At 66.1% G+C, this 20,257-nt stretch carries 20 protein-coding genes and 1 tRNA gene; 11 read left to right on the top strand and 10 right to left on the bottom strand.

Features of this window, described 5'->3' with window-relative positions; translation table 11 throughout:
* The first annotated feature begins 55 nt into the window (after positions 1 to 55).
* The 5 genes from ACFFJ6_RS08115 (at position 56) to ACFFJ6_RS08095 (ending at position 4,393) form a co-directional block, all read left to right on the top strand.
* Positions 56 to 751: an RNA polymerase sigma factor gene (locus ACFFJ6_RS08115; protein WP_378386299.1), complete on the top strand. Its 696-nt coding sequence runs from the start codon at positions 56 to 58 to the stop codon at positions 749 to 751.
* Positions 752 to 888: 137 nt separating this feature from the next.
* On the top strand, positions 889 to 1,713 hold the full coding sequence (locus ACFFJ6_RS08110) for a flagellin (RefSeq protein ID WP_378386297.1): 825 nt from the start codon (positions 889 to 891) through the stop codon (positions 1,711 to 1,713).
* Positions 1,714 to 1,774: 61 nt separating this feature from the next.
* Complete coding sequence (gene fliD, locus ACFFJ6_RS08105) at positions 1,775 to 3,493, top strand: flagellar filament capping protein FliD (protein WP_378386295.1); 1,719 nt, start codon at positions 1,775 to 1,777, stop codon at positions 3,491 to 3,493.
* Positions 3,493 to 3,912 (top strand): flagellar export chaperone FliS, encoded by a 420-nt coding sequence (locus tag ACFFJ6_RS08100; RefSeq protein ID WP_378386293.1) that lies wholly within the window; start codon positions 3,493 to 3,495, stop codon positions 3,910 to 3,912. The genes fliD and ACFFJ6_RS08100 overlap by 1 nt, the downstream gene beginning before the upstream one ends.
* A gap of 184 nt (positions 3,913 to 4,096) precedes the next feature.
* Complete coding sequence (locus ACFFJ6_RS08095; RefSeq protein ID WP_378386291.1) at positions 4,097 to 4,393, top strand: hypothetical protein; 297 nt, start codon at positions 4,097 to 4,099, stop codon at positions 4,391 to 4,393.
* Positions 4,394 to 4,451: 58 nt separating this feature from the next.
* Here the strand turns inward: ACFFJ6_RS08095 and ACFFJ6_RS08090 are convergent, their stop codons facing one another.
* Genes ACFFJ6_RS08090 through ACFFJ6_RS08080 form a run of 3 tightly spaced genes read right to left on the bottom strand, consistent with a single transcriptional unit; the run spans position 4,452 to position 7,165 of the window.
* A complete protein-coding gene (locus ACFFJ6_RS08090) occupies positions 4,452 to 4,970 on the bottom strand; it encodes an ureidoglycolate lyase (RefSeq protein ID WP_378386288.1) in 519 nt (172 codons plus the stop codon).
* Positions 4,967 to 5,806 carry a bifunctional allantoicase/(S)-ureidoglycine aminohydrolase gene (locus tag ACFFJ6_RS08085; RefSeq protein WP_378386286.1) on the bottom strand — a complete coding sequence of 280 codons (840 nt, stop codon included), beginning with the start codon at positions 5,804 to 5,806 and terminating at the stop codon, positions 4,967 to 4,969. The genes ACFFJ6_RS08090 and ACFFJ6_RS08085 overlap by 4 nt, the downstream gene beginning before the upstream one ends.
* A 51-nt stretch (positions 5,807 to 5,857) precedes the next feature.
* Positions 5,858 to 7,165 carry a dicarboxylate/amino acid:cation symporter gene (locus ACFFJ6_RS08080; protein ID WP_378386284.1) on the bottom strand — a complete coding sequence of 436 codons (1,308 nt, stop codon included), beginning with the start codon at positions 7,163 to 7,165 and terminating at the stop codon, positions 5,858 to 5,860.
* Between the two features lie 106 nt (positions 7,166 to 7,271).
* Here ACFFJ6_RS08080 and ACFFJ6_RS08075 point away from each other — a divergent pair, with 106 nt between their 5' ends.
* Entirely contained in the window at positions 7,272 to 8,153 is an 882-nt protein-coding gene (locus ACFFJ6_RS08075) for a LysR family transcriptional regulator (protein ID WP_378386282.1), read from the top strand.
* A 44-nt stretch (positions 8,154 to 8,197) separates the two neighbouring features.
* On the opposite strand, the gene ACFFJ6_RS08070 is transcribed toward ACFFJ6_RS08075, so the two are convergent.
* A complete protein-coding gene (locus tag ACFFJ6_RS08070) occupies positions 8,198 to 9,322 on the bottom strand; it encodes an AI-2E family transporter (protein ID WP_378386280.1) in 1,125 nt (374 codons plus the stop codon).
* A 455-nt stretch (positions 9,323 to 9,777) separates the two neighbouring features.
* Here ACFFJ6_RS08070 and ACFFJ6_RS08065 point away from each other — a divergent pair, with 455 nt between their 5' ends.
* Together ACFFJ6_RS08065 and ACFFJ6_RS08060 are read left to right on the top strand one after the other, a co-directional pair.
* A complete protein-coding gene (locus ACFFJ6_RS08065) occupies positions 9,778 to 11,469 on the top strand; it encodes a methyl-accepting chemotaxis protein (RefSeq protein ID WP_378386278.1) in 1,692 nt (563 codons plus the stop codon).
* 177 nt (positions 11,470 to 11,646) lie between these two features.
* The gene (locus ACFFJ6_RS08060; protein ID WP_378386276.1) at positions 11,647 to 12,726 is read left to right on the top strand and encodes a carboxylesterase family protein; all 1,080 of its coding nucleotides are present in this window, start codon (positions 11,647 to 11,649) and stop codon (positions 12,724 to 12,726) included.
* Here ACFFJ6_RS08060 and ACFFJ6_RS08055 read toward each other — a convergent pair.
* The 4 genes from ACFFJ6_RS08055 to ACFFJ6_RS08040 form a co-directional block, all read right to left on the bottom strand.
* A complete protein-coding gene (locus ACFFJ6_RS08055; RefSeq protein WP_378386274.1) occupies positions 12,723 to 13,193 on the bottom strand; it encodes a hypothetical protein in 471 nt (156 codons plus the stop codon). The two genes, ACFFJ6_RS08060 and ACFFJ6_RS08055, sit on opposite strands and share 4 nt — an antisense overlap.
* A 241-nt stretch (positions 13,194 to 13,434) precedes the next feature.
* Positions 13,435 to 14,157, bottom strand: a complete 723-nt coding sequence (locus tag ACFFJ6_RS08050; RefSeq protein ID WP_378386272.1) for an LrgB family protein — start codon at positions 14,155 to 14,157, stop codon at positions 13,435 to 13,437.
* The gene (locus ACFFJ6_RS08045; protein ID WP_378386270.1) at positions 14,154 to 14,537 is read right to left on the bottom strand and encodes a CidA/LrgA family protein; all 384 of its coding nucleotides are present in this window, start codon (positions 14,535 to 14,537) and stop codon (positions 14,154 to 14,156) included. Before ACFFJ6_RS08045 ends, ACFFJ6_RS08050 begins: the two co-directional genes overlap by 4 nt.
* Before the next feature lie 91 nt (positions 14,538 to 14,628).
* The gene (locus tag ACFFJ6_RS08040; protein ID WP_378386268.1) at positions 14,629 to 15,132 is read right to left on the bottom strand and encodes a hypothetical protein; all 504 of its coding nucleotides are present in this window, start codon (positions 15,130 to 15,132) and stop codon (positions 14,629 to 14,631) included.
* Positions 15,133 to 15,299: 167 nt separating this feature from the next.
* On the opposite strand from ACFFJ6_RS08040, the gene ACFFJ6_RS08035 reads away from it, so the two are divergent.
* Positions 15,300 to 16,379 (top strand): AbrB family protein, encoded by a 1,080-nt coding sequence (locus ACFFJ6_RS08035; RefSeq protein ID WP_378386266.1) that lies wholly within the window; start codon positions 15,300 to 15,302, stop codon positions 16,377 to 16,379.
* A 9-nt stretch (positions 16,380 to 16,388) separates the two neighbouring features.
* On the opposite strand, the gene ACFFJ6_RS08030 is transcribed toward ACFFJ6_RS08035, so the two are convergent.
* Positions 16,389 to 16,934 carry a disulfide bond formation protein B gene (locus tag ACFFJ6_RS08030; protein WP_378386264.1) on the bottom strand — a complete coding sequence of 182 codons (546 nt, stop codon included), beginning with the start codon at positions 16,932 to 16,934 and terminating at the stop codon, positions 16,389 to 16,391.
* A 165-nt stretch (positions 16,935 to 17,099) separates the two neighbouring features.
* Between ACFFJ6_RS08030 and ACFFJ6_RS08025 the strand changes: the two genes are divergently transcribed.
* A tRNA-Leu gene (locus tag ACFFJ6_RS08025) sits at positions 17,100 to 17,184 on the top strand.
* A 23-nt stretch (positions 17,185 to 17,207) separates the two neighbouring features.
* Here ACFFJ6_RS08025 and ACFFJ6_RS08020 read toward each other — a convergent pair.
* Entirely contained in the window at positions 17,208 to 17,717 is a 510-nt protein-coding gene (locus ACFFJ6_RS08020) for a MarR family winged helix-turn-helix transcriptional regulator (protein ID WP_378386262.1), read from the bottom strand.
* Positions 17,718 to 18,223: 506 nt separating this feature from the next.
* Between ACFFJ6_RS08020 and ACFFJ6_RS08015 the strand changes: the two genes are divergently transcribed.
* Complete coding sequence (locus ACFFJ6_RS08015) at positions 18,224 to 19,741, top strand: porin (protein WP_378386260.1); 1,518 nt, start codon at positions 18,224 to 18,226, stop codon at positions 19,739 to 19,741.
* The last annotated feature ends 516 nt before the right edge of the window (positions 19,742 to 20,257 follow it).

The raw sequence follows: 20,257 nt of genomic DNA, 5'->3' as shown, positions 1-20,257 counted from the left end.
ACGACGAGGCCAGACTGGTTCGGCGCCAGCGGCGTTGCGGGTTGGAGGATCTGGGATGAGTTACGCGGTCGAAATCTCGGCGCCTGCCGAGGCCAGCGTCGCAGCGCTCGCGCGAGACCACGATGCGTCGCCCGAGATGGCGCCGACCCTGGTGCCCGATGCGCCGACGGCGACGCCGGATGTGGTGTTCGATGAAGACGCGCCATTGCTCGATCGGCTCGCGACGGGAGACGAAGCGGCTTTCCGGGCGCTTGTCGAGCGTCATATCGATCGCGGCTACGCCATCGCGCTGCGCATTCTCGGTAACGCCGCCGACGCCGAAGACGTCGTGCAGGACACCATGCTGAAGGTCTGGACGCATCGTGGCCGCTGGCAGCACGGCCGCGCCAAATTCTCGACCTGGCTGTATCGGGTGATCAGCAATCGCTGCATCGATCTGCGTCGTAAGCCGCGCACCGAAAACGTCGATGCCGTCCCCGAGGTCGCCGACTCGCAGCTCGACGCCAGCCGCGTGATCGAGCGCAACGAACTCAGCGGCATGCTGGAAACGGCGATGCGGCGGCTGCCGGACCAGCAGCGGCTCGCGCTGATCCTGTCGTATCACGAGAACATGAGTAACGGCGAAATCGCCGAAGTGATGGAAAGCACCGTGTATGCGGTGGAGTCGCTGCTGAAGCGCGGGCGCCAGCAGCTCCGCGCCATGTTGCGGGGTCACGAACGCGACCTGCGCGGCGCGTTTACCGACTGTTGACCATAATTCCGCCGCTGCCCTCATTCGCCGCCTGATCCGGGCGGCTCCCTCCGTTCGAGCATCAGACGGGGACGATCCGCGTCCGGTGTCATCGCCGCCACGCGGCTGGTCACGCCGATCAGCACAGGAGCCTTGCTATGCCCGCGATTTCGACCAACACGGCGGCCAATTCGGCAGTCCGCTATCTGAATATCAACTCCGCGCAGGAAACCAGCTCGCTGTCCAAGCTGGCGAGCGGCTCGCGTATCACCTCGGCGTCGGACGACGCCGCCGGCCTGGCAATCTCGACCCGGATCTCGTCCGACGTGACCACGCTGCAGCAGGCTGCCACCAATGCGTCGCAGGCCGTCGCGATCCTGCAGACCGCCGACGGCGGCGCGTCGAATATCAGCGACATTCTGGCCCGCATGAAGTCCCTGGCTTCGGAATCGGCGTCCGGTACCACGACCGATTCGAGCCGCGCCTACATCAACTCGGAATTCTCGCAGCTCTCGAGCCAGATCGACTCGATCGCCAGCGGCACCCGCTATTCCAGCCAGAGCCTGCTCGACGGCACCAGCGTGTTCGCCTCCGGCGTCTCGGTGCTGGTCGGTACTCAGGGCAGCGACACCATCACCATCACGCTGTCCAACCTCAAATCGGCGACGCTCGGCGTCTCGACGCTCGACGTCAGCACGCAGTCCGGCGCCACGTCGGCGCTGAGTTCGCTGGACACCGCGATCAACACGGTTTCGGCCGCGCGCGCCAGCATCGGCGCGCAGGAGTCGCGGTTCAACTTCAGCGCCGACTCGATCTCGACCCAGACCCAGAACCTGCAGTCGGCCAATTCGGCCATCAAGGACGTCGACATCGCGTCCGAGCAGGCCAAGCTGTCGTCCGCCGAGGTGAAGACCCAGGCGGCGGTCTCGGCCGAAGCCGCGGCGAACCAGATGCCGCAATATCTGCTGAAGCTGCTCAGCTGATGACGCCCTCGCCGGGCCGGACACAGCCGGCCCGGCATCACCGTGAGATCGACCCGACGTCATGACCTCGGTCAGCAGCGCGACCTCCAGCACCACCGGCACGGCCACGACGAGCAGCACCGCGTCGTCGTCGTCCGGCACGTCGGTGACGACCTCCGGGACCTCGACCACCACCAGCGTCGACTGGGATTCGCTGATCGCGTCGGCCGTCAACGCCAAGCTCGCGGCGGCGACGACGATCTCCACCAAGATCACCGCCAACGAAGCCAAGATCGCAGCCTACCAGACGCTGCAGACCAACCTCAGCACGTTGTCGTCCGGGCTGTCGTCGCTGGCGACCGCGGTGGTCAACTCGCTCGCGACCAACGTCTTCGCCACCCGAGCCGCCACGCTGAGTTCGACCGGCGACGTCAGCGCGTCGTCGGCGCTGTCGATGTCGGTGAAGAACGGCGCCGCGACCGGCGACCACACCCTGACGATCAGCCAGATCGCGACCGCCCACAAGGTGATGAGCGCAACGCAGTCGAGCGCCACCGATGCGCTCGGCACCAGCGGCACGATCTCGCTCGGTCTCGCCGGGGGCAGCAGCGCGGCGATATCGATCACCAGTTCGATGTCGCTCCAGGACGTCGTCGATGCCGTCAACGCCCAGAGCGCGACCACCAATGTCGAGGCCTCGATCGTGCAGGTGTCGAGCGGATCGTACCGGATGGTGCTGACGGCGACGCAGGACGCCGCCGACATCCAATATTCGAGCACGTCCGGCGACGATGTTCTCAACAAGCTCGGCTTCACCGACAGCTCGGGCAGTTTCGCCAACGTGCTGCAGACCTCACAGCCCGCCGAGTTCACGCTCGACGGCATTGCGATGACGCGCGACACCAACGACATTTCCGACGTGCTGACCGGCGTGACCTTCAATCTGCTGCAGGCGACGCCGAGCGGCTCCGCCATCAACATCAGCATCGGCACCGACACCAGCCAGATCACCTCCGCGCTGCAGACCTTCGTCACCAACTACAACGCCTATCGTGACGCGGTGATCGCCCAGCAGGCCACCAACTCGGACGGCACGGCCTCCGATGGCGCGGTGCTGTTCGGCGACAGTACGATGCGGGACATCACCAGCCGGCTGGAAGCCGCTCTGAACACCACGGTCGGCGGCCTGTCGATGAGTGCGATCGGCCTGTCCTTCAACGAGAAGAACGAGCTCGAGCTGGACACCAGCACGCTGTCGAGCATTCTGTCGACCAATCTGAGCGGGGTTACCAAGCTGCTGTCGGCCCAGACGACGACCTCGTCGAGTCAGCTGTCGGTGGTCAACACCGGCACGTCGCCGCAATCCTTCACGCTGGATCTGGCGGTCGATTCCAGCGGCAATCTCACCGGCGCGTCGGTCAATGGTGACGCGTCGCTGTTCACGGTGAGCGGCACCACCATCATCGGTGCGTCCGGCACGGCCTATGCGGGCATGGCCTTCACCTATAGCGGCACGACCTCGCAGTCGATCTCCGTGACCTCGACCACTGGCATCGCCTCGCAGATCTACCAGATCGCGAACAGCACCTCGTCGACCAGCGGCTCGCTGCAGACGATGATCAGCGGCCTGCAGAGCCGCGATTCCGATCTGCAGCAGAAGGTCGACGACATCACGGCGGCGGCCGCCACCTACAAGAGTCAACTTCAGACGCAATACGCCAACTATCAGGCGGCGATCGCGAGCGCCGACAACACGCTGACCTATCTGAAAGCCCTCCTCAACGCCAGTTCGAGTAATTGATGACCCAGCATTCGATGGCCCAGCGGGCCAACCAAGCCTATCGCGGCGCCGCTGTGGCGGTGCCGCCGCTGAAGGCGGTGGTGATGCTCCACGCCGGCGCGATCACGCAGCTTCGGCGCGCGATCGAGGCGCAGGAGGCGCGGCGGTTCGAGGAGGGGCACGATTGCGTGGTGCGGGCCACCGCGATCCTGCGGGGCCTCAGCCACTATCTGGATTCGGGCCGCAGCGGCGCGCTGGCCGAGCGGCTGTTCAACACTTACAACGCGCTGGTGCTGGCGGCGCTGCGCGCCTCCGGCCGACCGCATGCCGGCGCCAATCTGCAGCGCGTCATCGACAGCATTGCCGAACTGCGCGAGGCGTGGGAATTCGTCGAGACCACGGCGCGCACCGGTGGCGCCGACCGACCGCCGCCGCGCTGAGTAATGCCCCGAGGCCGGCACGGGCGGAAAGCGATTTCCGGCAGCCCCCAAATGCTTTAAGACGAACGTCGTGCTCAGTGCCGATCGAATCGGAACCGATGCACAGGACGATCCGAAATCGCTTCTGTACCTGGGTGAGTGATCCCCAGGTGCGGGACGTGCCAGCCCTTTCGTCGAGCGTGCGATGGACATTGCGGAGTTCGAGGACCTGATCGATCGGCTGGGGGATGATCCGTCCCGCTGGCCCGATGATCAGCGCCGCGACGCCGAGCGCCTGCTCGCCACCTCGGCCGCCGCGCAGAGCCTGCTGGCCGAAGCCAAGGCCGTGCGCGAAGCGCTGGCTGCGCCGCCCGTCCGGGCTCCCGCCGGCCTTGCCGACCGCATCGTCGCGGCGGCGACGCAGCAAGCTCCTGTCGAGCCGCCGGCGCCGCCCGCGAGCGCCGCCGACCAGCCTCTCACCGCCAAAGTCTTCGCGCGCTAGGCGCGTCGCACGAGCCGTCCCTGGTCTGCTGCGGTGATTTGTTCGACGCGATCGGGCGTCAGTCGCGCGCTGGCAGAGTCACGGTCCACGGCTGCTCGAACACATACTCTTCCAGATTGACGCCCGGTCCGCCGCGATCGATCACCACGAAATCCTGCGCGGCGCCGAATGGTGTCAGCACGCTGTGCCAGGTATTCCGGGCGTAGCAGACGCCCTGATGCGGTGAGGTGACGAAGGCCTGCGGCCTACCCGGCCTGCCGCCGTCATCCGGGCAAACCACCACCAGAAACGGCGCGGCGTTCAGAGGCACGAAAGCCTGGGCGCCGAGCGGATGGCGTTCGACCAGCGTCAGCCGTAGCGGCAGCGGATAGGGCTGCGCCTCGACCAGCCCGACGACGACGCGGCCGCCGTCGCCGGTCACCTCGATCGCCGCGAGATCGTGGAAGCGTTGCGCCATGCCGGCATTCATCGGCCGCGGCGCGACCTGCGCCGTGTCGATCAGCGTGCCGAATGGCGCGAAGGCTGTGGCGGTCAGCGGCTGCGCGACCAGCGTCCGCGCGGTGCCCGGGACCGTCATCGGCCGAACCCGCGCCGGCCGAGCGCCGGATGCCGGTTGACGTCCTTGTACAGCAGATAACGGAAGCGGCCGGGCCCGCCGGCGTAGCAGGCCTGCGGGCAGAACGCGCGCAGCCACATGAAGTCGCCGGCCTCGACCTCGACCCAGTCGCGATTGAGCCGGTACACCGCCTTGCCTTCGAGCACGAACAGCCCGTGCTCCATCACATGCGTCTCTTCGAACGGGATTGAGGCGCCCGCCTGCAGCGTGACGATGTTGACGTGCATGTCGTGGCGCAGATCGTCGGGCGCGACGAAGCGTGTGGTGGCCCAGGCTCCGTTGGTGCCGCTCATGCCGGACGGCTCGACCTCGGAGTCGTGCGTCACGAAGGCGTCCGGCACGTCGAAGCCGCGCGCGAATTCGTAGGCCTTGCGAATCCAGTGGACGCGCGCCGCCTCGCCGCCGCGGTTGCGCAGCTTCCAGCCGGCGCCGGGTGGCAGATATGCGTAGCTGCCGGGGCGCAGCGCATGATCCTGGCCGTCGAGGGCGAGCGTCGGGGTGCCGCCGACCACGAACAGCACGCCTTCGGCCTGCGGGTCCGGCTCGGGGCTGTCGCTCCCGCCGCCGGGGGCGATTTCCATCAGGTACTGCGTGAAGGTTTCGGCGAAGCCGGACAGCGGCCGCGCCAGAATCCAGGCGCGCGTGCCGGTCCAGCCCGGCAGCAGGCTGGTGACGATGTCGCTCATCACGCCATGCGGAATCACCGCATAGGCCTCGGTGAACACGGCGCGGCCGGTGTGCAGTGCTGTCTGGGGCGGCAGGCCGCCGCAGGCCGGGTTGTAGATCGGAGCGTTCATCGGGCCTCTCCCAGTGGTTTCTTGCGTTGTCGGTTCCGGCAGGCAGCGCCGTCAGGCGGGTACTTTCGCCACCGGCGCGCCGAGGATCTCCGCCGTGTCGGTGGAGACGTCGCCGTTGAGCACGCGCCGCGCCTGGGCGCGATCGATATCGCCTTCCCAGGCGGCGATCACCACGGTGGCCACGCAGTTGCCGACCAGATTGCCGAGCGCGCGGGCGATGCCGACGAACCAGTCGACCGACAGCACCAGCACCAGACCGATCAGCGGAATGTCCGGTACCGCCGACAGCGTCGCGGCCAGCACCACGATCGCCGAGCCGGGCACGCCGTGCGCGCCCTTCGAGGTGAGCAGCGCGATGCCGAGGATGATCAGCAGGTGGCCGAACGACAGCGGCGTGTTGGTGGCCTGGGCGATGAACACGGTCGCCAGCGTCAGATACAGCGAGAAGGCGTCGAGGTTGAACGAGTAGCCGGTCGGAATCACCAGGCCGACGGTGGAGTCTTTGATGCCGAGCCGCTCCAGCTTGCGCATCACCTGCGGCAGCACGCTGTCCGACGAGGCGGTGCCGGCCACCACCATCAACTCTTCGCGCAGATAGGCCAGCAGCTTGATCAGGCTGAAGCCCGCCAGCCGCATGATGCCGCCGAGGATCACGAACACGAATAGCGCGACGCCGACATAGAACAGGGCGACGAGGAGGCCGAGCTGCTTGAGCGAGCCGACGCCGTATTTGCCGACCGTGAACGCCACCGCGCCGAGCACGCCGAGCGGCGCCAGCCTGACGATGATGCCGATGATCTTGAACAGCACCTCGGTAATCCGCTCGATGCTGTCGGCCAGCGGCCTGCCGCGCTCGCCGAGCATCGACAGGCCGGCGCCGAACAGAATGGCGATGATCAGCACCTGCAGCACGTCGCCCTTGGCGAAGGCGTCGATGAAGGTGGTCGGGACCAGGCGCATCAGGAAGTCGACGAAGCCGGTGACCTCCTTGACGTGGCTGGTGTAGTTGGCGAGCGCCGCGCCATCGAGGGTCGCGGTGTTGACGTTCATGCCGGCGCCGGGCTGGAAAACGTAAGCGAGCACGATGCCGAGTGCGAGCGCCAGCGTCGTCACCGCCTCGAAGTAGATCAGCGACTTCAGCCCGACGCGCCCGACTTTCTTGAGGTCGCCGGCGCCGACGATGCCCTGCACCACCACGCCGAACACCAGCGGCGCGATCGCGAACTTGATCAGCTTGATGAACAGATCGCCGAGCGGCTTCAGCGCGATGCCGACCTCCGGCCACAGCGCACCGATGACGACACCAAGCACGAGGGCAGCAACCACCTGCCCGAACAGCGACGTGAAAAACTGCCTCATGGGGATTGTCCCGGTTCTGGAGCCTGCCGAACAATCACTGCTGTGTTTCTAGACGTCAAATATTTCCTGTGTCTCGATTAAGACGTTTGCAGTATGATTGCGGGCCATGGAAATCCGGCATCTCCGCTACTTCGTCGCCGTGGCGCGGCATCTCAGCTTCACGGCCGCCGCCGATAGCCTCGGCGTGGCGCAGCCGCCGCTGAGCCAGCAGATCAAGGATCTCGAGGCCGAAATCGGCACCGGGCTTTTCGAACGGACCACCCGCCGGGTGACGCTGACGCGCGCCGGCGAGGATTTCCTCAAGCAGGCGCTGGCCATTCTGGCGCGGGCCGAGGACGCGGTGCAGCGCGCCCGCGCGATCGGCGCCGGCACCGCCGGCATCCTCAATGTCGGGCTGACCGGCTCAGTGCTGACCGGGCCGCTCGGGCGGGCCATTCAGCAATTCGCCCTCAACCATCCGGATGTCGATCTGCGTATCCACGAGATGTCGCCCGACCGTCAGGTCGCCGCGTTGAAATCCGGGCAGACCGATGTGAGCTTCCTGCGTTGTCCGCCGCAGGACGTCGACATCGTCAGCGTCCTGGCCTGGACGGAGAGGGTTCGGGTCGTGCTGCCGAAGGGTCACAAACTCGGCGCCGGAAAGATGATGCTGGCGGATCTGCGCGACGAGAGCTTCGTGTTTCTGCGGCTCGACGACTCGCTGTTCGCGAAGTACCTGTGGCAGTGCTGTTTTGAAGCCGGCTTCGCGCCGCGTATCACCCATCAGGTCGTCGAATCGGCCTCGTTGACGAGTCTCGTCGCCGCGGGACTCGGAGTCGCGATCATTCCGGAATTCGTCAGCAAGCTGGCGCACCAGGACGTGGTGTATCGGCCGATCGGGGGGCCGCCGATCCGCGCCGACGTTCATGCCCTCACGACGCGCCCCGACAATCCGCTGGCGGGCCAGTTCATCGCTTTGGTGCAGACGCTCGCCGGGCAGACGCCCTGAGCCGGCTCGGGTGTGGAGATGAGGGCGGCGCCGTGGCTGTCAGCTCACGCGTCGACCCGGCTGGTGGCGTCGGCACCGGCCGCCGGCGGCAACGACGCCGTGCTCGCGGTCAGCGCCTGGGTCTCGGCGGGTTGCCGCGCGATCGAATAGATGTCCCAGGTCGCAATGAACAGCGCCGCGATCACCGGGCCGACGATGAAGCCGTTGAGGCCGAACACCTGCAGGCCGCCCAGCGTCGAGATCAGCACGACGTAGTCGGGCATCCGCGTATCCTTGCCGACCAGCACCGGGCGCAGCACGTTGTCGACCATGCCGATCACCAGCGTGCCGAACGCGATCAGCACCACGCCCTGCCAGATCGCCCCGGTGGCCAGCATGTAGATGGCGACCGGGAGCCAGACGAGGCCCGCACCGACCGCCGGCAGCAGAGACAGAAACGCCATCACCACGCCCCACAGCAGGGCGCCCTTGATGCCGAGGATGTAGAAGATGGTGCCGCCGAGCGCGCCCTGGATCAGGGCGATCAGCATGTTGCCTTTCACCGTCGCGCGGATCACCACGGCGAACTTGCGCAACAGCTGGCTCTCCTGCTCGACCGGCAGCGGAATCGCGCGGCGGATCCGCCCGGCGAGCAGATCGCCGTCGCGCAGCAGGAAGAACAGCAGGTAGAGCATCACGCCGAGATTGACCACGACCTCGACGGTGCCCTGGCCGATGCCGATCGCCTGGCTGGCGATATACTGGCTGCCCTGCATCAGCCCGCTCGACAGCCGCTGCTGCAGATCGGCGAGGCTGCCGATGTTGAACCGATCGAGCGTGCCGCTGATCCAGGCCGGCGGTTCGGCAATCACCTGCTTCAGATAGCGCAGCACGTCGACATCGCCGGATTCGACGCGGCGATACATCGCGGTGGCTTCCTGCGCCAAAGCCGCGCCGATCATCGACAGCGGCAGCAGCACCATGATCACGATGATCAGCAGCGTCGTCAGCGCCGCGACGTTGCGGCGGCCGTCGAACATCTGATTCAGGCGTCGGTTCAGCGGCGCGAAGATGATCGCCATCACCATCCCCCACAGCACGGCGCTGTACAGCGGCAGCAGAATCCAGCCGAAGCCGATCGAGACCGCCACCAGGAGCAGGATGAAGAACGGATTTTCCGACGCGCGCATTCCCAATGGATCTCCTTGCCGTTGCGGACCTTAACGACCCAGGTCGCCATTAGCTCCGTGACGGTCTGCACAATATGCGACGCCGGGCCTCGGTGGCGGGCCGGATTTCCGGGACACAACGCCGGTGCGGCCGCTGGAAGACTGGCGCTTCGCACGTCACGGTAAGTCATTACATCGGGAATTGAAATGCTGGGTGGCGCAAAGGGCGCACGGCGCGTCATCCTGCCGTCGGCCGCCGAGCCAAGGCGGCCTGTCACTCCTGGCCTCCAGTATCTCCGTAGAAATACGAACCGAATAATTAACCAAGCAAAAATCTCTGGATCGCAACATTCGGCTCGCCAACGCCGGACGATCTCCGGGGTTTTGGGTGTTGGTGTCTGTCTCGCATTACCGAGAGTATCATCACGTAACTGCACACCAGGTGCCGGACGCCCTCGGACGGCAGGAAGACAACCATGCTGGCAAAGTTCTCCATTCGAGCGAAGATCACAACGCTCGTGGCTGCGCTCCTTATCGCCATGTCGGGACTGGGCGCTCTCGGGATCTTCAAACTTCAATCGATGAATACCGCGACGATCGACATCGCCAAGAACTGGCTGCCGAGCGTCCGGATCCTCGGCGAGCTGCGCTACAACGTCTTGAACTACCGGACCGCACTTCGAAATCACATGCTCGACACGACCGCCGAAGGCAAGGCGGTCGTCGAGAAGCGCATTCTCGAGCTTGACGATAAGATCCAGAAGACGCAGCAGACCTACGAGCCGCTGATCTCTTCGCCCGAGGAGCGACAGATCTACGAGAGCTGGAAGGCTCAATGGATCGAATACAAGGCGGTGGGAGCGAAGCTCATCGAAGCGTCGCGCAAGACTCTGGGGCAGGTCTCGATGGAAGGAACCGAGATCCTGTTCAAGCAGGCCAATCCGCTCGGTCTGAAGATGGACGAACTGCTGCAGAAGGATGTGGCACTAAACGACAAGGGCGCAGACGACTCGACGACGGCGGCGGACGCGACCTACTCGTCGGCGTTCTACATCATCCTTACCATCCTGGCCGTCAGCATCCTGTTCGGCATCGTCGCCAGCGTCCTTGTGATCCGGGACGTGATTGCCGGCATCGAGGGCATCATCAAGCCGATGCAGTTGCTCGGACAGGGCGATCTGTCCGCCGATGTGCCGTTCCGCGGGGCCACCACGGAGATCGGCTCGATGGCGAACGCGCTGCAGGTCTTCAAGGAGGCGCTGATCGCCAAGAAGGCCGCCGACGAAGCGGCGGCGCGCGAAGCGGAAGCGAAGATCGCGCGCGGTCAGCGGGTCGACGCCGCGACCCGGCAATTCGAAAGCGCGATCAGCGAGATCGTCGCCACCGTGACCTCGGCCTCGACCGAACTTGAAGCCTCGGCCGGCACCCTGACCGCCACCGCCGGGCACGCCCAGGAGCTGACCACCGCGGTCGCGGCTGCGTCCGAAGAAGCCTCCACCAACGTGCAGTCGGTGGCGTCGGCGACCGAGGAAATGTCGTCGTCGATCACCGAGATCAGCCGGCAGGTGCAGGAGTCCGCGCGGATCGCCAACGACGCGGTGGAGCAGGCACGCAACACCAATGCCAGCGTCGGCGAATTGTCGACGGCGGCGGCGCGGATCGGCGATGTTGTCGAGCTGATCAACACCATCGCCGGCCAGACGAACCTGCTGGCGCTCAACGCCACCATCGAGGCGGCGAGGGCCGGCGAGGCCGGCCGCGGCTTCGCCGTGGTGGCCTCCGAAGTGAAGGCACTCGCCGAGCAAACCGCGAAGGCGACCGGCGAAATCAGCGCGCAGATCGGCGGCATCCAGAACGCGACCAGTTCGTCCGTCAAGGCGATCCGCGAGATCGGTGAGACGATCGCCAAGATGTCGGAAATCGCCTCGACCATCGCGTCTGCGGTCGAAGAGCAGGGCGCTGCTACCCAGGAAATCTCCCGCAACGTCCAGCAGGCAGCCGAAGGGACCCAGCAGGTGTCGGCCAACATCGCCGACGTACAGCGCGGCGCCACCGAGACCGGCTCCGCCTCCGGCCAGGTGCTGTCGGCCGCGCGCTCGCTGTCGCAGGACAGCGACAAGCTCAAAAACGAAGTCGCAAAATTCCTGGAGACCGTACGCGCCGCCTGAGCGCGGCCAACGGTTTCCTCGTGTCCCGCCTGCGCCGCGCGATCGTTTTGTCGCGCGGCGCTTTTTTTGTCCGTGCGCGGGCGCGCGCTCGGGATTTGCGGTTTCCGGGCTGGCCTGACACTGTCGTGCGCGGATGCGCGCGATGCCGTGCGCCGGTTTGCCAGGGAAGGGCGCGCGATGAGCGAGGCGGTCGTCGACGACATCGTGGCGCTGCTTCCGCCGCTCCTGCAGTCGATCGAAACGCTCGGCTTCGTCGCGCGCTATCTGCATCCGCCGGATTTCGGCGAAGTGATGCGGATGGCGGGCACGCCGGATGCCGATCTGCGCGCCGAATTGCCGAAGCTGGCGAGTTGGCCCGACTCGTTCGCGCATTTGCGGGGCCCGCTGCAGAGCGCGGGCAACCATGTCGTCGCTGCGTTCGATGGTTTGCGCGCGGCCGAGTCTGGCGAAGGCGACCTCGTCACCGTGTTTCGCGCGCTGCGTCATCTGCCGCGTTCGATGGAGGCGCTGTACCCGCTGGCCGCGACGCTGCCGCCGATATCTGACCTGTTCCTCGACGAGGCGGCCCGCGCCGACGACGATGTGCGCGCGCGTCTCGCCCAGCCGAAGCATCCGGACAGCGGCGTGTTTCACCACGACAACGAGCCGGGCAGCCGCGGCGGCGGCTTCTCGTTCTACGTGCCCGAGACCTATACGCCGGATCGCGCTTGGCCGCTGGTTGTCGCGCTACATGGCGGCAGCGGCCATGGGCGGCTGTTTCTGTGGAGCTGGCTCCGCGACGCGCGAAGCCATGGCGCCATCGTGGTCGCGCCGACCGCGACCGGACCGACCTGGGCGCTGATGGGCGAAGATGCCGATACGCCCAATCTCGACCGCATCGTCGCCTTCCTGCGCTCGCGCTGGTCGATCGATCCGGAGCGGCTGCTGCTCACCGGGCTGAGCGATGGCGGCACGTTCTGCTACGTCAGCGGACTCGGCAGCGCATCGCCCTTCACCCATCTGGCGCCGATCGCCGCGAGCTTCCATCCGATGATCGCCAGCATTGCGGATGCCGAGCGCCTGCGGGGCCTGCCGATCCAGATCGTGCACGGACTCCACGACTGGATGTTCCCGGTCGAACTCGCGCGCCAGGCCCAGCAGGCGCTGGTCGCCGCCGGCGCCGACGTGACGTATCGGGAGATCGACGACCTCAGCCACACCTATCCGCGCGAAATCAACGCGCCGCTGCTGGGTTGGCTGGCGCGAGGCGACCGCTAATTGGCGTGCCGCAGCCGCGGCACAGCCTGCCGCACAAGGTCGGCCGCCTGGCCGCGATCGGCATAGAGCGCGAGCAATAGCACCACGAAGCCGCCGTGAAACAACGCGGCGCCGCCGGCGACATGAGCCATCTGCCAGATCACGACCGGCGCGGCGCACATCAGAGCCGGCGCCGTGACGTAAGCCAGCTGGAGCGCCAGGGAGGCCGGAGAACCGAGACGCCACACCGTCACGCCGAGCGCCGCCAGCGCGATCAGGCCTTTCACCACGGCCATGAACCGCAGCAGCATGACCAGCTCGGCGTCGGTCTGCTGAACGGCGAGAAGGCTCGCGTCCGGCGACGACGTCAGCAACGCAACGACCATCGCAGCGGCCGCGACGATCAGCGCGATTGCCCGGCGAGAAATCGGAGCGCGCGCCTGCTGCTGCACAGCAGATGAAGCGGATCGTGCGGTTGCATCGCTCATGGTGCGGCGTCCTCGAAGTCGGGAGGCAGGCAACAGCGTAGCTGGTTGCAGAGGCGCGTCAAATCACAACCGTGCAGCCACACCCCGACGGTCGTCGCCCGGCTCGACCGGGCGACGCAGTATCCCAGGGCGCTGCTCATCATCACGCTCTGGGATATTTGGCCCTCCGCTTTCGCGGAGGGCGACGGCCGATGATGGTCGTGCGCTTTGCCGCGATACGAGCACTCGTACCGCAGCCCAATTACTTCACCAGCAACGTCACCAGGACCGGTACCAGCAGCGCGGTGATCAATGCGTTGAGGCTCATGGCGATGCCGGCGAACACGCCGGCGATGGCATCGACCTGGAAGGCGCGGGCGGTGCCGATGCCGTGCGAGGCGAGGCCGACCGCGAAGCCGCGGGCGCGGAAATCGCGGATGCCGATCGCGTTCATCAGCGGCGTCACCACGATGGCCCCCATGATGCCGGTGATGATCACCGCGACCGCGGTCAGCGATGGATCGGCGTGCAGCGATTCGGCGATGCCCATCGCGACGCCGGCCGTCACCGATTTCGGCGCCAGCGACAGCACCACGACCTCGGGCAGGCCGGCCAGTTGAGCGAGCACCACCACCGACACGATCGCGGCGATGCAGCCGACCACCAGCGCCACCGCCATCGGCACGATCGCGGTGACGACCTGGTGGCGGTTTTCATACAGCGGCACCGCCAGCGCCACCGTCGCCGGACCGAGCAGGAAGTGCACGAACTGCGCGCCGCCGAAATAGGTGGTGTAGGAGGTGCCGGTGACCCAGAGAAATGCGCCGATGATCCAGGTCGCGTGCAGCACCGGATTGACCAGCGGATTTCGGCCGGAGGCCTGCGACACCGCGTCGGTCGCCGCATAGACCAGTAGCGTCACGGTCAGCCACAGCAGCGGCGTCTGCGACAGATACACCCACAGCGAAAACGGGCTGCTGCTCATCGCGAGCCCCACATCGACAGTAGCCGCGCCGTCACCAGAAATGTCAGCACGGTCGCGACAAGCGTGACGATCACAGAGCCTGCCAGCACCAGCGCGATGGCGATGCCGTGACTGGCAATCATGTCGAGCTGCTGGACGACGCCGACGCCGGCCGGCACGAACAGCAGCGACAGATGCGCCAGCATGCCCTTCGATGCGTTCTCGACGCCGTCGTTGCGCAGCGGCCCGATCGCCAGCCAGCCGAAGCGGTCGCGCGCCAGCAGCAACAGCAGCAGAAACACCAGCCCGACCACCGGGCCGGGCAGCGGCAGCGCAAGCGCGCGCACCACCACCTCGGCTGCGAGCTGGCACAGCAGAATCAGGCCGATACTAGCAATCATCCGACACCCCGAATTTCCGTGAGGCGCACGGATGAGCCAGTTCGCGCGGGACTGTCAAATCAACGTCCCGCGCGCCGGTGTCGGGACGGCCTCAGCCCTTCAACCGCTTGTTGCACTCGCTCCAGTAGCCACCGCCCTTCTGGATCCATTTCAGGCCGCCGGTGGTGTTGGCGGCCTTGTTGGCCTTCCATTGTTCGGCGCAGGTGTGCAGGCGGGCACGGGCCGCGGGCTCCTTGGCGAACTTCGCATCGACCGCGGTCGGATACGTGGCGGGGCCGGCCGGCGTCGCGGGCTCCGCGGCGGCCGCCTTCGGCTTGGCTGCTGCCTTGGGCTCGGCAGGTTTCGCCTCGGTGGCCTTAGGCTCGGACGCTGCAGCCTTGCCATCTGAGGCAGCGGGAGCGGCCGCGGCTTCGGCGCATTGCGCCTTGCGGAAATCGTTCCAGCCCTGGCCGTTCAGCGTGCCGGCGGTCTTCGCGGCCTGATACTTGGCGCTGCATTCCTGCGCGGTCAGCGCGTGGCCCGGCGTCGAGGTGATCAACATCAACAGCGCCGTCGCGGCGATTCCGGCGGGGGCTGCAACTCGTCGTTCCGTCATGGTTCATGTCTCCGGGGGTGATGAGCCGGGCGCATCCTAACGCTCGGCCACGAGCTGACAATTGCGAACTGATTAGCTCGCGGCGATTACCGCTCGCTTGCGCCGTCGGCATGGCCGCGCGCGTGGTTCGCATTTGCCGGCGGTATTTGGATTTGCGATAAGGTCGCGTGTCAGAAAATCCTGCCCTCACCGTCCCCGGCTGGCGGTCCAAAACCATCAACGTGCTCGAAACCATCGCGATCGGCACGGCCGGTGGCGGGCTGTTCTATTGGACGCAGCTGCCTGGCGGCCTGATCACCGGCGCGATGATGGCGGTCGCGGCGGCGGGCCTGGCCGGCCGCAAGATGGGCCTGCCGCCGCCGCTCTCCCACATCGTGCTGATGGCGCTCGGCGTCTCGCTCGGCTCGATGGTGTCGCCGGCGATGATCCACAATCTGTCGTCCTATCCGCTGACGATCGGGCTTCTGGCGGTCGCGACCTTCTGCGCCACCTTCGGCAGCAGCATCTATCTGCAGCGCGTCCACGGCTGGGATCGGACTTCAGCGCTGCTCGCCGGCAGCCCCGGCGCGCTGTCGCAGATCATCATGCTGGCGACCGAGCGCAAGGCCAATGTGCCGGGCATCGCCGTGGTTCAGATCATGCGGGTGATCATCCTTACCAGCGCGGTGCCGCTGCTGCTGGCTGCGACCGGCATGATGGCGCATGGTCCGCTGCCGTCGCGGGGCCCCGAGGCGACGCCGCTGGTGCTGGTGGAGCTCTGTGTGGTGGCGATCGGAGCCTCGCTGCTGCTTCGGCTGATCAACTTCCCGGCGAGCTGGATGTTTGGCGCGATGCTCGGCTCATCGGTGCTGCACGGCTCTGGTCTGGTCGAGGGAACGCTGCCGCAATGGGCCTATCTGCCGGCGCTGGTCGGAATCGGCACGCTGATCGGCTCACGGTTCGGGGCGATCAAGCTCCGCACCATCCTCAGCTATCTGGGGGCCGCGCTCGGTTCGTTCGCGGTCGCCATCGCGATCTCGGCGGTGTTCGTGGTGGCGATCATCCTGACCACGCCGGTGCGGCTCGCCGACCTCGTGGTGGCGTTCTCACCCGGCGCGATGGACGCCATGATGGCGCTGGCGCTGACCCTGCACATCGATCCGGTGTTCGTCGGCGCGCACCACCTGTCGCGTTTCATCTACGTGTCGATCGTGACGCCGGGCATCGTGCATTGGTTCGGGCACAGCCCGGACGATCTGGACGATTGAGACCGCGGCCTAGCGCCTGATCCGGACGATGCCCCAGCCGGCGAGGGCCGCCAGCGCCAGGGACACCAGGACGTTGTAGCCGGCGAGCGACAGCCCCAGAAACCGCCACTGCACCTCGTCGCAGCGCACGACCTTCACCTTGTCGAGCTGGTCGAGCAGGCTGCCGGCCTTGCCCAGATCGAGCACAGGTCCGCTGCAGTCGGTGGGGCCGGCCCAGAATTTCCACTCGACGCCCGCGTGATAGGTGCCGAGCCCGGCATTGCCGAGCGCCAGAAGTCCAAGAACTGCGAGGCCGGCGAGCAGCAGCGAGCCGGGCGCTTCGCGCCAGGCCGCGACGGCGAGCAGAGCGGCCAGCGGAATCCCCACATAATAAGCGTAGCGCTGCTCAAGGCAGAGCGGACAGGGCTGCAGATCCAGCGCCAGCTGGAAATACCAGGCGGCGCCGAGCGCTGCGGCGGCGATCACCGCATAGGTGAGCGCGACGTTCTGTGCGATGCGCGCGCCGCGCGCCAGCCGGGCGCCGATGCGGGAGTGTTCGACGAGATTGGCCGTCACGGGGATCTCCGGATCTGCCGCGTCGTATCGCGCGCCTGTCGCGCTGTCGAGACGGCGGCCGATCAAACCGCGGTGTAGGCGCCGCGCATGGCCCGCCGGGTTGACCCGGACTCCCCGGCCGCTATAGTCCCGGCCGCTTCGCTGCCGGCTTGGCTGGCGGCGCGGGCCCCTGTGGCGGAACTGGTAGACGCGCTCGACTCAAAATCGAGTTCCGCAAGGAGTGCTGGTTCGATCCCGGCCAGGGGCACCACTGTTTGGGTTCTGCCGGTCGGCTCAGAATCCGCCGGCCAGTCTCCGGCAGGTCTTTTCCAGGCGATCCTTGAGCTCGTCCATCTGATCGTTCAGCACGGCGAGCTCTTCGTCGCTGATATCGGCGAAGACGACGTCGTTGACCGAGCGCTCGTCGACGGTCATCGCGGCGATCTGCTTGGTGGCCTTGTCGGACAGCGACAGCTTTACCACCCGCGCGTCGGCCGGATCCGGTTGCCGGCGGATCAGCCCCTTCTTCTCGAGCAGCTTGGTCTGAGTGGTGATGAACGACGGGTCGACGTGCAGGGCGCGCGCGACGTGGCGAACCGAAACACCATCCGCCTCGTCGAGACCCTTGATGGTCATCATGATCGAGACCTGCGGTCCCGTGATCCCGAGGTCCTTGGCGAAGAAGGTGCGGATTTCGTCGAGGAAGATGTGGACGCTGGCGATCGTCGCGGTGAAGCGCCGTGCGGTTTCGGGCTGCACCAACGACGACGGAGGCACAGGGCTGAGCTTGGTCTTCTCGCGCATCCCGATTTCGGCGCTCCGTCGTGCGAATGAGTTGTAATGTATTCTACACGGTTGAGTGAATTAGGTAATGGGCAAAACTGCGGCGTTTGTTGCCTTGCAGTGCGTCATTTGCCGTCTGCCGGAAGCCTAGCCGGCGCCGGGAAGTACAACCGGGCGAATTTACATCCCGGAGCTGTCCCGCAGGCCGCCGCCCCTCGTATTCGCTGCGTCGCGGCATCAGCAGCGTTAGGTACCAAGTCCTTGCCAGCGCGGGCGGCGCTCGTCTGACGGGCGTGTGTTGCGCGTGTTGCGCAAATACCACGGTAACTACAAATCAGGTCAGTGACTTCATAAACGAATTTGCTCAGGTGATAAAATCAATCATGATCTTTCCGTGACGGGTGGGGCAAAAACGAATCGTCCCGTCGCGTGCGCCGCGCATCAAGGCCGGCGGACATCCGAAGTACCAGGGCCGACCTCAGGCATCGACCTGCAGGCCCTTCCACTTTGTAGACCTGGAGGGTCGTATGAAAACCATCAAGTTTCTGGCCCTGAGTTCGGCCGCGGCGGTGATCGCCGTCGGGAGCGCTCAGGCCGCCGATCTGCCGCTGAAGGCCAAGGCCGTCGAATACGTGAAGGTCTGCTCGATCTACGGGGCCGGCTTCTACTACATCCCGGGCACCGATACCTGCATCAAGCTCGGCGGCTATACCCGCGCCGATGCGACGCTCTACGGTTCGAGCGCCTACAACGCGCCGGCCTGGAACGGCAACGCGGGTCAGAAGAACCGCCTCGCCAACAACTTCATCTTCCGGTCCCGCCAGGACCTCAACATCGACACCCGCACCGCGACCGAATACGGCGTGGTCCGCACGTATTTCGATGCGACCTTCAACTGGACGTCGGGTGATGGCGTCGCCGGCGGTACGCTCGGCGTGTACTACGCCTTCGTGCAGTTCGCCGGCTTCACCTTCGGTAAGGCGGTGTCGCAGTTCGATACGCCGTGGACCGGCTATCCGGGCAACAACACCTCGTTCCTGATCGGCGGCTACGACGACGTCACCGGCATCAACCAGATCGCCTACACGGCGGAATTCGGCAACGGCGTGTCGGCCTCGGTCTCACTGGAAGATCCGTCGTCCTACCTGCAGTCGGGCCTTTACAACACCAGCACCCCGGGCTTCGCGGCGTCCGCCACGGCGACCGCGGCGGCTCAGGCGAACTGGCCGGCGGGCGTCTACGGTACCAACTCCTATGCCGGCGTTGAAGTGCCCGACATCGTCGGCAAGATCCGGGTCGATCAGGCCTGGGGCTTGTTCCAAGTGTCGGCCGCAGCGCACCAGCTCCGCGCCAGCTACTACACCCCGACGCTCGAAACCTCGGGTCATCCGAGCGACACTTGGGGCTATGCGGTGCAGGCCGCAATCTCGCTCAAGAACCTGCCGACCGGCCCCGGCGACAGCATCAACTTCACGGCGACCTACTCGAACGGCGCGAGCCGCTACGTGCTCGGCGGCGTGAGCCCGAACTCGTTCGCGATCTACGGCGGCAGCGGTCTGGCCGGCGCGTATCAGAGCGTGGCGTTCGCCGCTGCGTCTGACGGCGTGTTCGGGGGTCTGAACAACGTGGTCGGGACGGGCATCGAGAAGACCACGGCGTGGGGCGTTCGCGGCGCGTTCAACCACAACTGGAACCCCTACTGGTCGAGCTCGCTGTTCGGGTCGTACACTGCGTTCGACTACAACGGCAATGCGACTGCTCTGATTTGCGGCGGCGGTGCAGCCACCGCCGGCGCGGTCGTCTACACTGCCGGCTCGACCTGCAATCCGGACTTCCGCATCGCGCAGATCGGTACCATCACCCGTTGGACTCCGGTTAAGAACCTGACGCTGTCCGGCGAAGTCATGTACACCTACCTTGATCAGGCGAGCTCGGGTTCGGTCGTCCTGGCGGCTCCCGGCGCGACCAAGCCGGCCGGTCAGACCTACGAGCTGAAGGACCAGGGCGTCTGGAGCGGCAACCTCCGCGTTCAGCGCACGTTCTGATCCTCGTCCGCGCGTCGGACATCCAACCCCGGCGGGCGACCGCCGGGGTTTTTGTTTTGGCGGTGTGAACGGCTGGCGAACTCCAACGCGGCGGTGCGGTCTTAAGGTCCGGTGCTGAAGTGGCGCGGGGAAAGGTAATGATTTGCTGTCCCGGCGCGGAATGGACGCGGATAGGCCTCTGCGGAATTGCAAAGAAATGTCAGATCCGAACGTCCCGTGAACAATAAGTGAGTAAATCAACTGTTGAACTCAATGGAAATAGTCATATAATTATCTCGCCGGCTAGCTCTCGCCGCGCCTAAGCGAAGGAGATCGCTAAGACTTCTTTCCTTATGTAATACCTCCAAGAAACCTCCGGCAATGCCCTGCCGGAGGTTTTCGAGTTTTTGGAGCGCCAGGCCGGCACGCAGCTATTTCGTTCTTCGGCTCAGCCGTCTGCCGCGCGTTGCATGCGGGTCAGCCTTGCGTTTGCAGCATATTCATCCGGCCGGCGGTTTCTTTCGCGGGGCGCTCCAT

The organism is Rhodopseudomonas telluris (assembly GCF_042432815.1).
GTDB classification, from domain to species: domain Bacteria; phylum Pseudomonadota; class Alphaproteobacteria; order Rhizobiales; family Xanthobacteraceae; genus Rhodopseudomonas; species Rhodopseudomonas telluris.
The sequence above is the reverse complement of the archived record's forward strand: the minus strand, read 5'-3'. Positions and strand labels throughout refer to the sequence as shown.

Excerpts from the sequence above, each read along its gene's own strand:
- ACFFJ6_RS08100 (WP_378386293.1), top strand. The coding sequence starts at position 3,493 with ATGACCCAGCATTCGATGGCCCAGCGGGCCAACCAAGCCTATCGCGGC.
- ACFFJ6_RS08090 (WP_378386288.1), bottom strand. The coding sequence starts at position 4,970 with ATGACGGTCCCGGGCACCGCGCGGACGCTGGTCGCGCAGCCGCTGACC.
- ACFFJ6_RS08115 (WP_378386299.1), top strand. The coding sequence starts at position 56 with ATGAGTTACGCGGTCGAAATCTCGGCGCCTGCCGAGGCCAGCGTCGCA.
- ACFFJ6_RS08110 (WP_378386297.1), top strand. The coding sequence starts at position 889 with ATGCCCGCGATTTCGACCAACACGGCGGCCAATTCGGCAGTCCGCTAT.
- ACFFJ6_RS08080 (WP_378386284.1), bottom strand. The coding sequence starts at position 7,165 with ATGAGGCAGTTTTTCACGTCGCTGTTCGGGCAGGTGGTTGCTGCCCTC.
- ACFFJ6_RS08095 (WP_378386291.1), top strand. The coding sequence starts at position 4,097 with ATGGACATTGCGGAGTTCGAGGACCTGATCGATCGGCTGGGGGATGAT.
- ACFFJ6_RS08015 (WP_378386260.1), top strand. The coding sequence starts at position 18,224 with ATGAAAACCATCAAGTTTCTGGCCCTGAGTTCGGCCGCGGCGGTGATC.
- ACFFJ6_RS08045 (WP_378386270.1), bottom strand. The coding sequence starts at position 14,537 with ATGATTGCTAGTATCGGCCTGATTCTGCTGTGCCAGCTCGCAGCCGAG.
- ACFFJ6_RS08055 (WP_378386274.1), bottom strand. The coding sequence starts at position 13,193 with ATGAGCGATGCAACCGCACGATCCGCTTCATCTGCTGTGCAGCAGCAG.
- fliD (WP_378386295.1), top strand. The coding sequence starts at position 1,775 with ATGACCTCGGTCAGCAGCGCGACCTCCAGCACCACCGGCACGGCCACG.
- ACFFJ6_RS08050 (WP_378386272.1), bottom strand. The coding sequence starts at position 14,157 with ATGAGCAGCAGCCCGTTTTCGCTGTGGGTGTATCTGTCGCAGACGCCG.
- ACFFJ6_RS08085 (WP_378386286.1), bottom strand. The coding sequence starts at position 5,806 with ATGAACGCTCCGATCTACAACCCGGCCTGCGGCGGCCTGCCGCCCCAG.
- ACFFJ6_RS08040 (WP_378386268.1), bottom strand. The coding sequence starts at position 15,132 with ATGACGGAACGACGAGTTGCAGCCCCCGCCGGAATCGCCGCGACGGCG.
- ACFFJ6_RS08065 (WP_378386278.1), top strand. The coding sequence starts at position 9,778 with ATGCTGGCAAAGTTCTCCATTCGAGCGAAGATCACAACGCTCGTGGCT.
- ACFFJ6_RS08075 (WP_378386282.1), top strand. The coding sequence starts at position 7,272 with ATGGAAATCCGGCATCTCCGCTACTTCGTCGCCGTGGCGCGGCATCTC.
- ACFFJ6_RS08060 (WP_378386276.1), top strand. The coding sequence starts at position 11,647 with ATGAGCGAGGCGGTCGTCGACGACATCGTGGCGCTGCTTCCGCCGCTC.
- ACFFJ6_RS08070 (WP_378386280.1), bottom strand. The coding sequence starts at position 9,322 with ATGCGCGCGTCGGAAAATCCGTTCTTCATCCTGCTCCTGGTGGCGGTC.
- ACFFJ6_RS08020 (WP_378386262.1), bottom strand. The coding sequence starts at position 17,717 with ATGCGCGAGAAGACCAAGCTCAGCCCTGTGCCTCCGTCGTCGTTGGTG.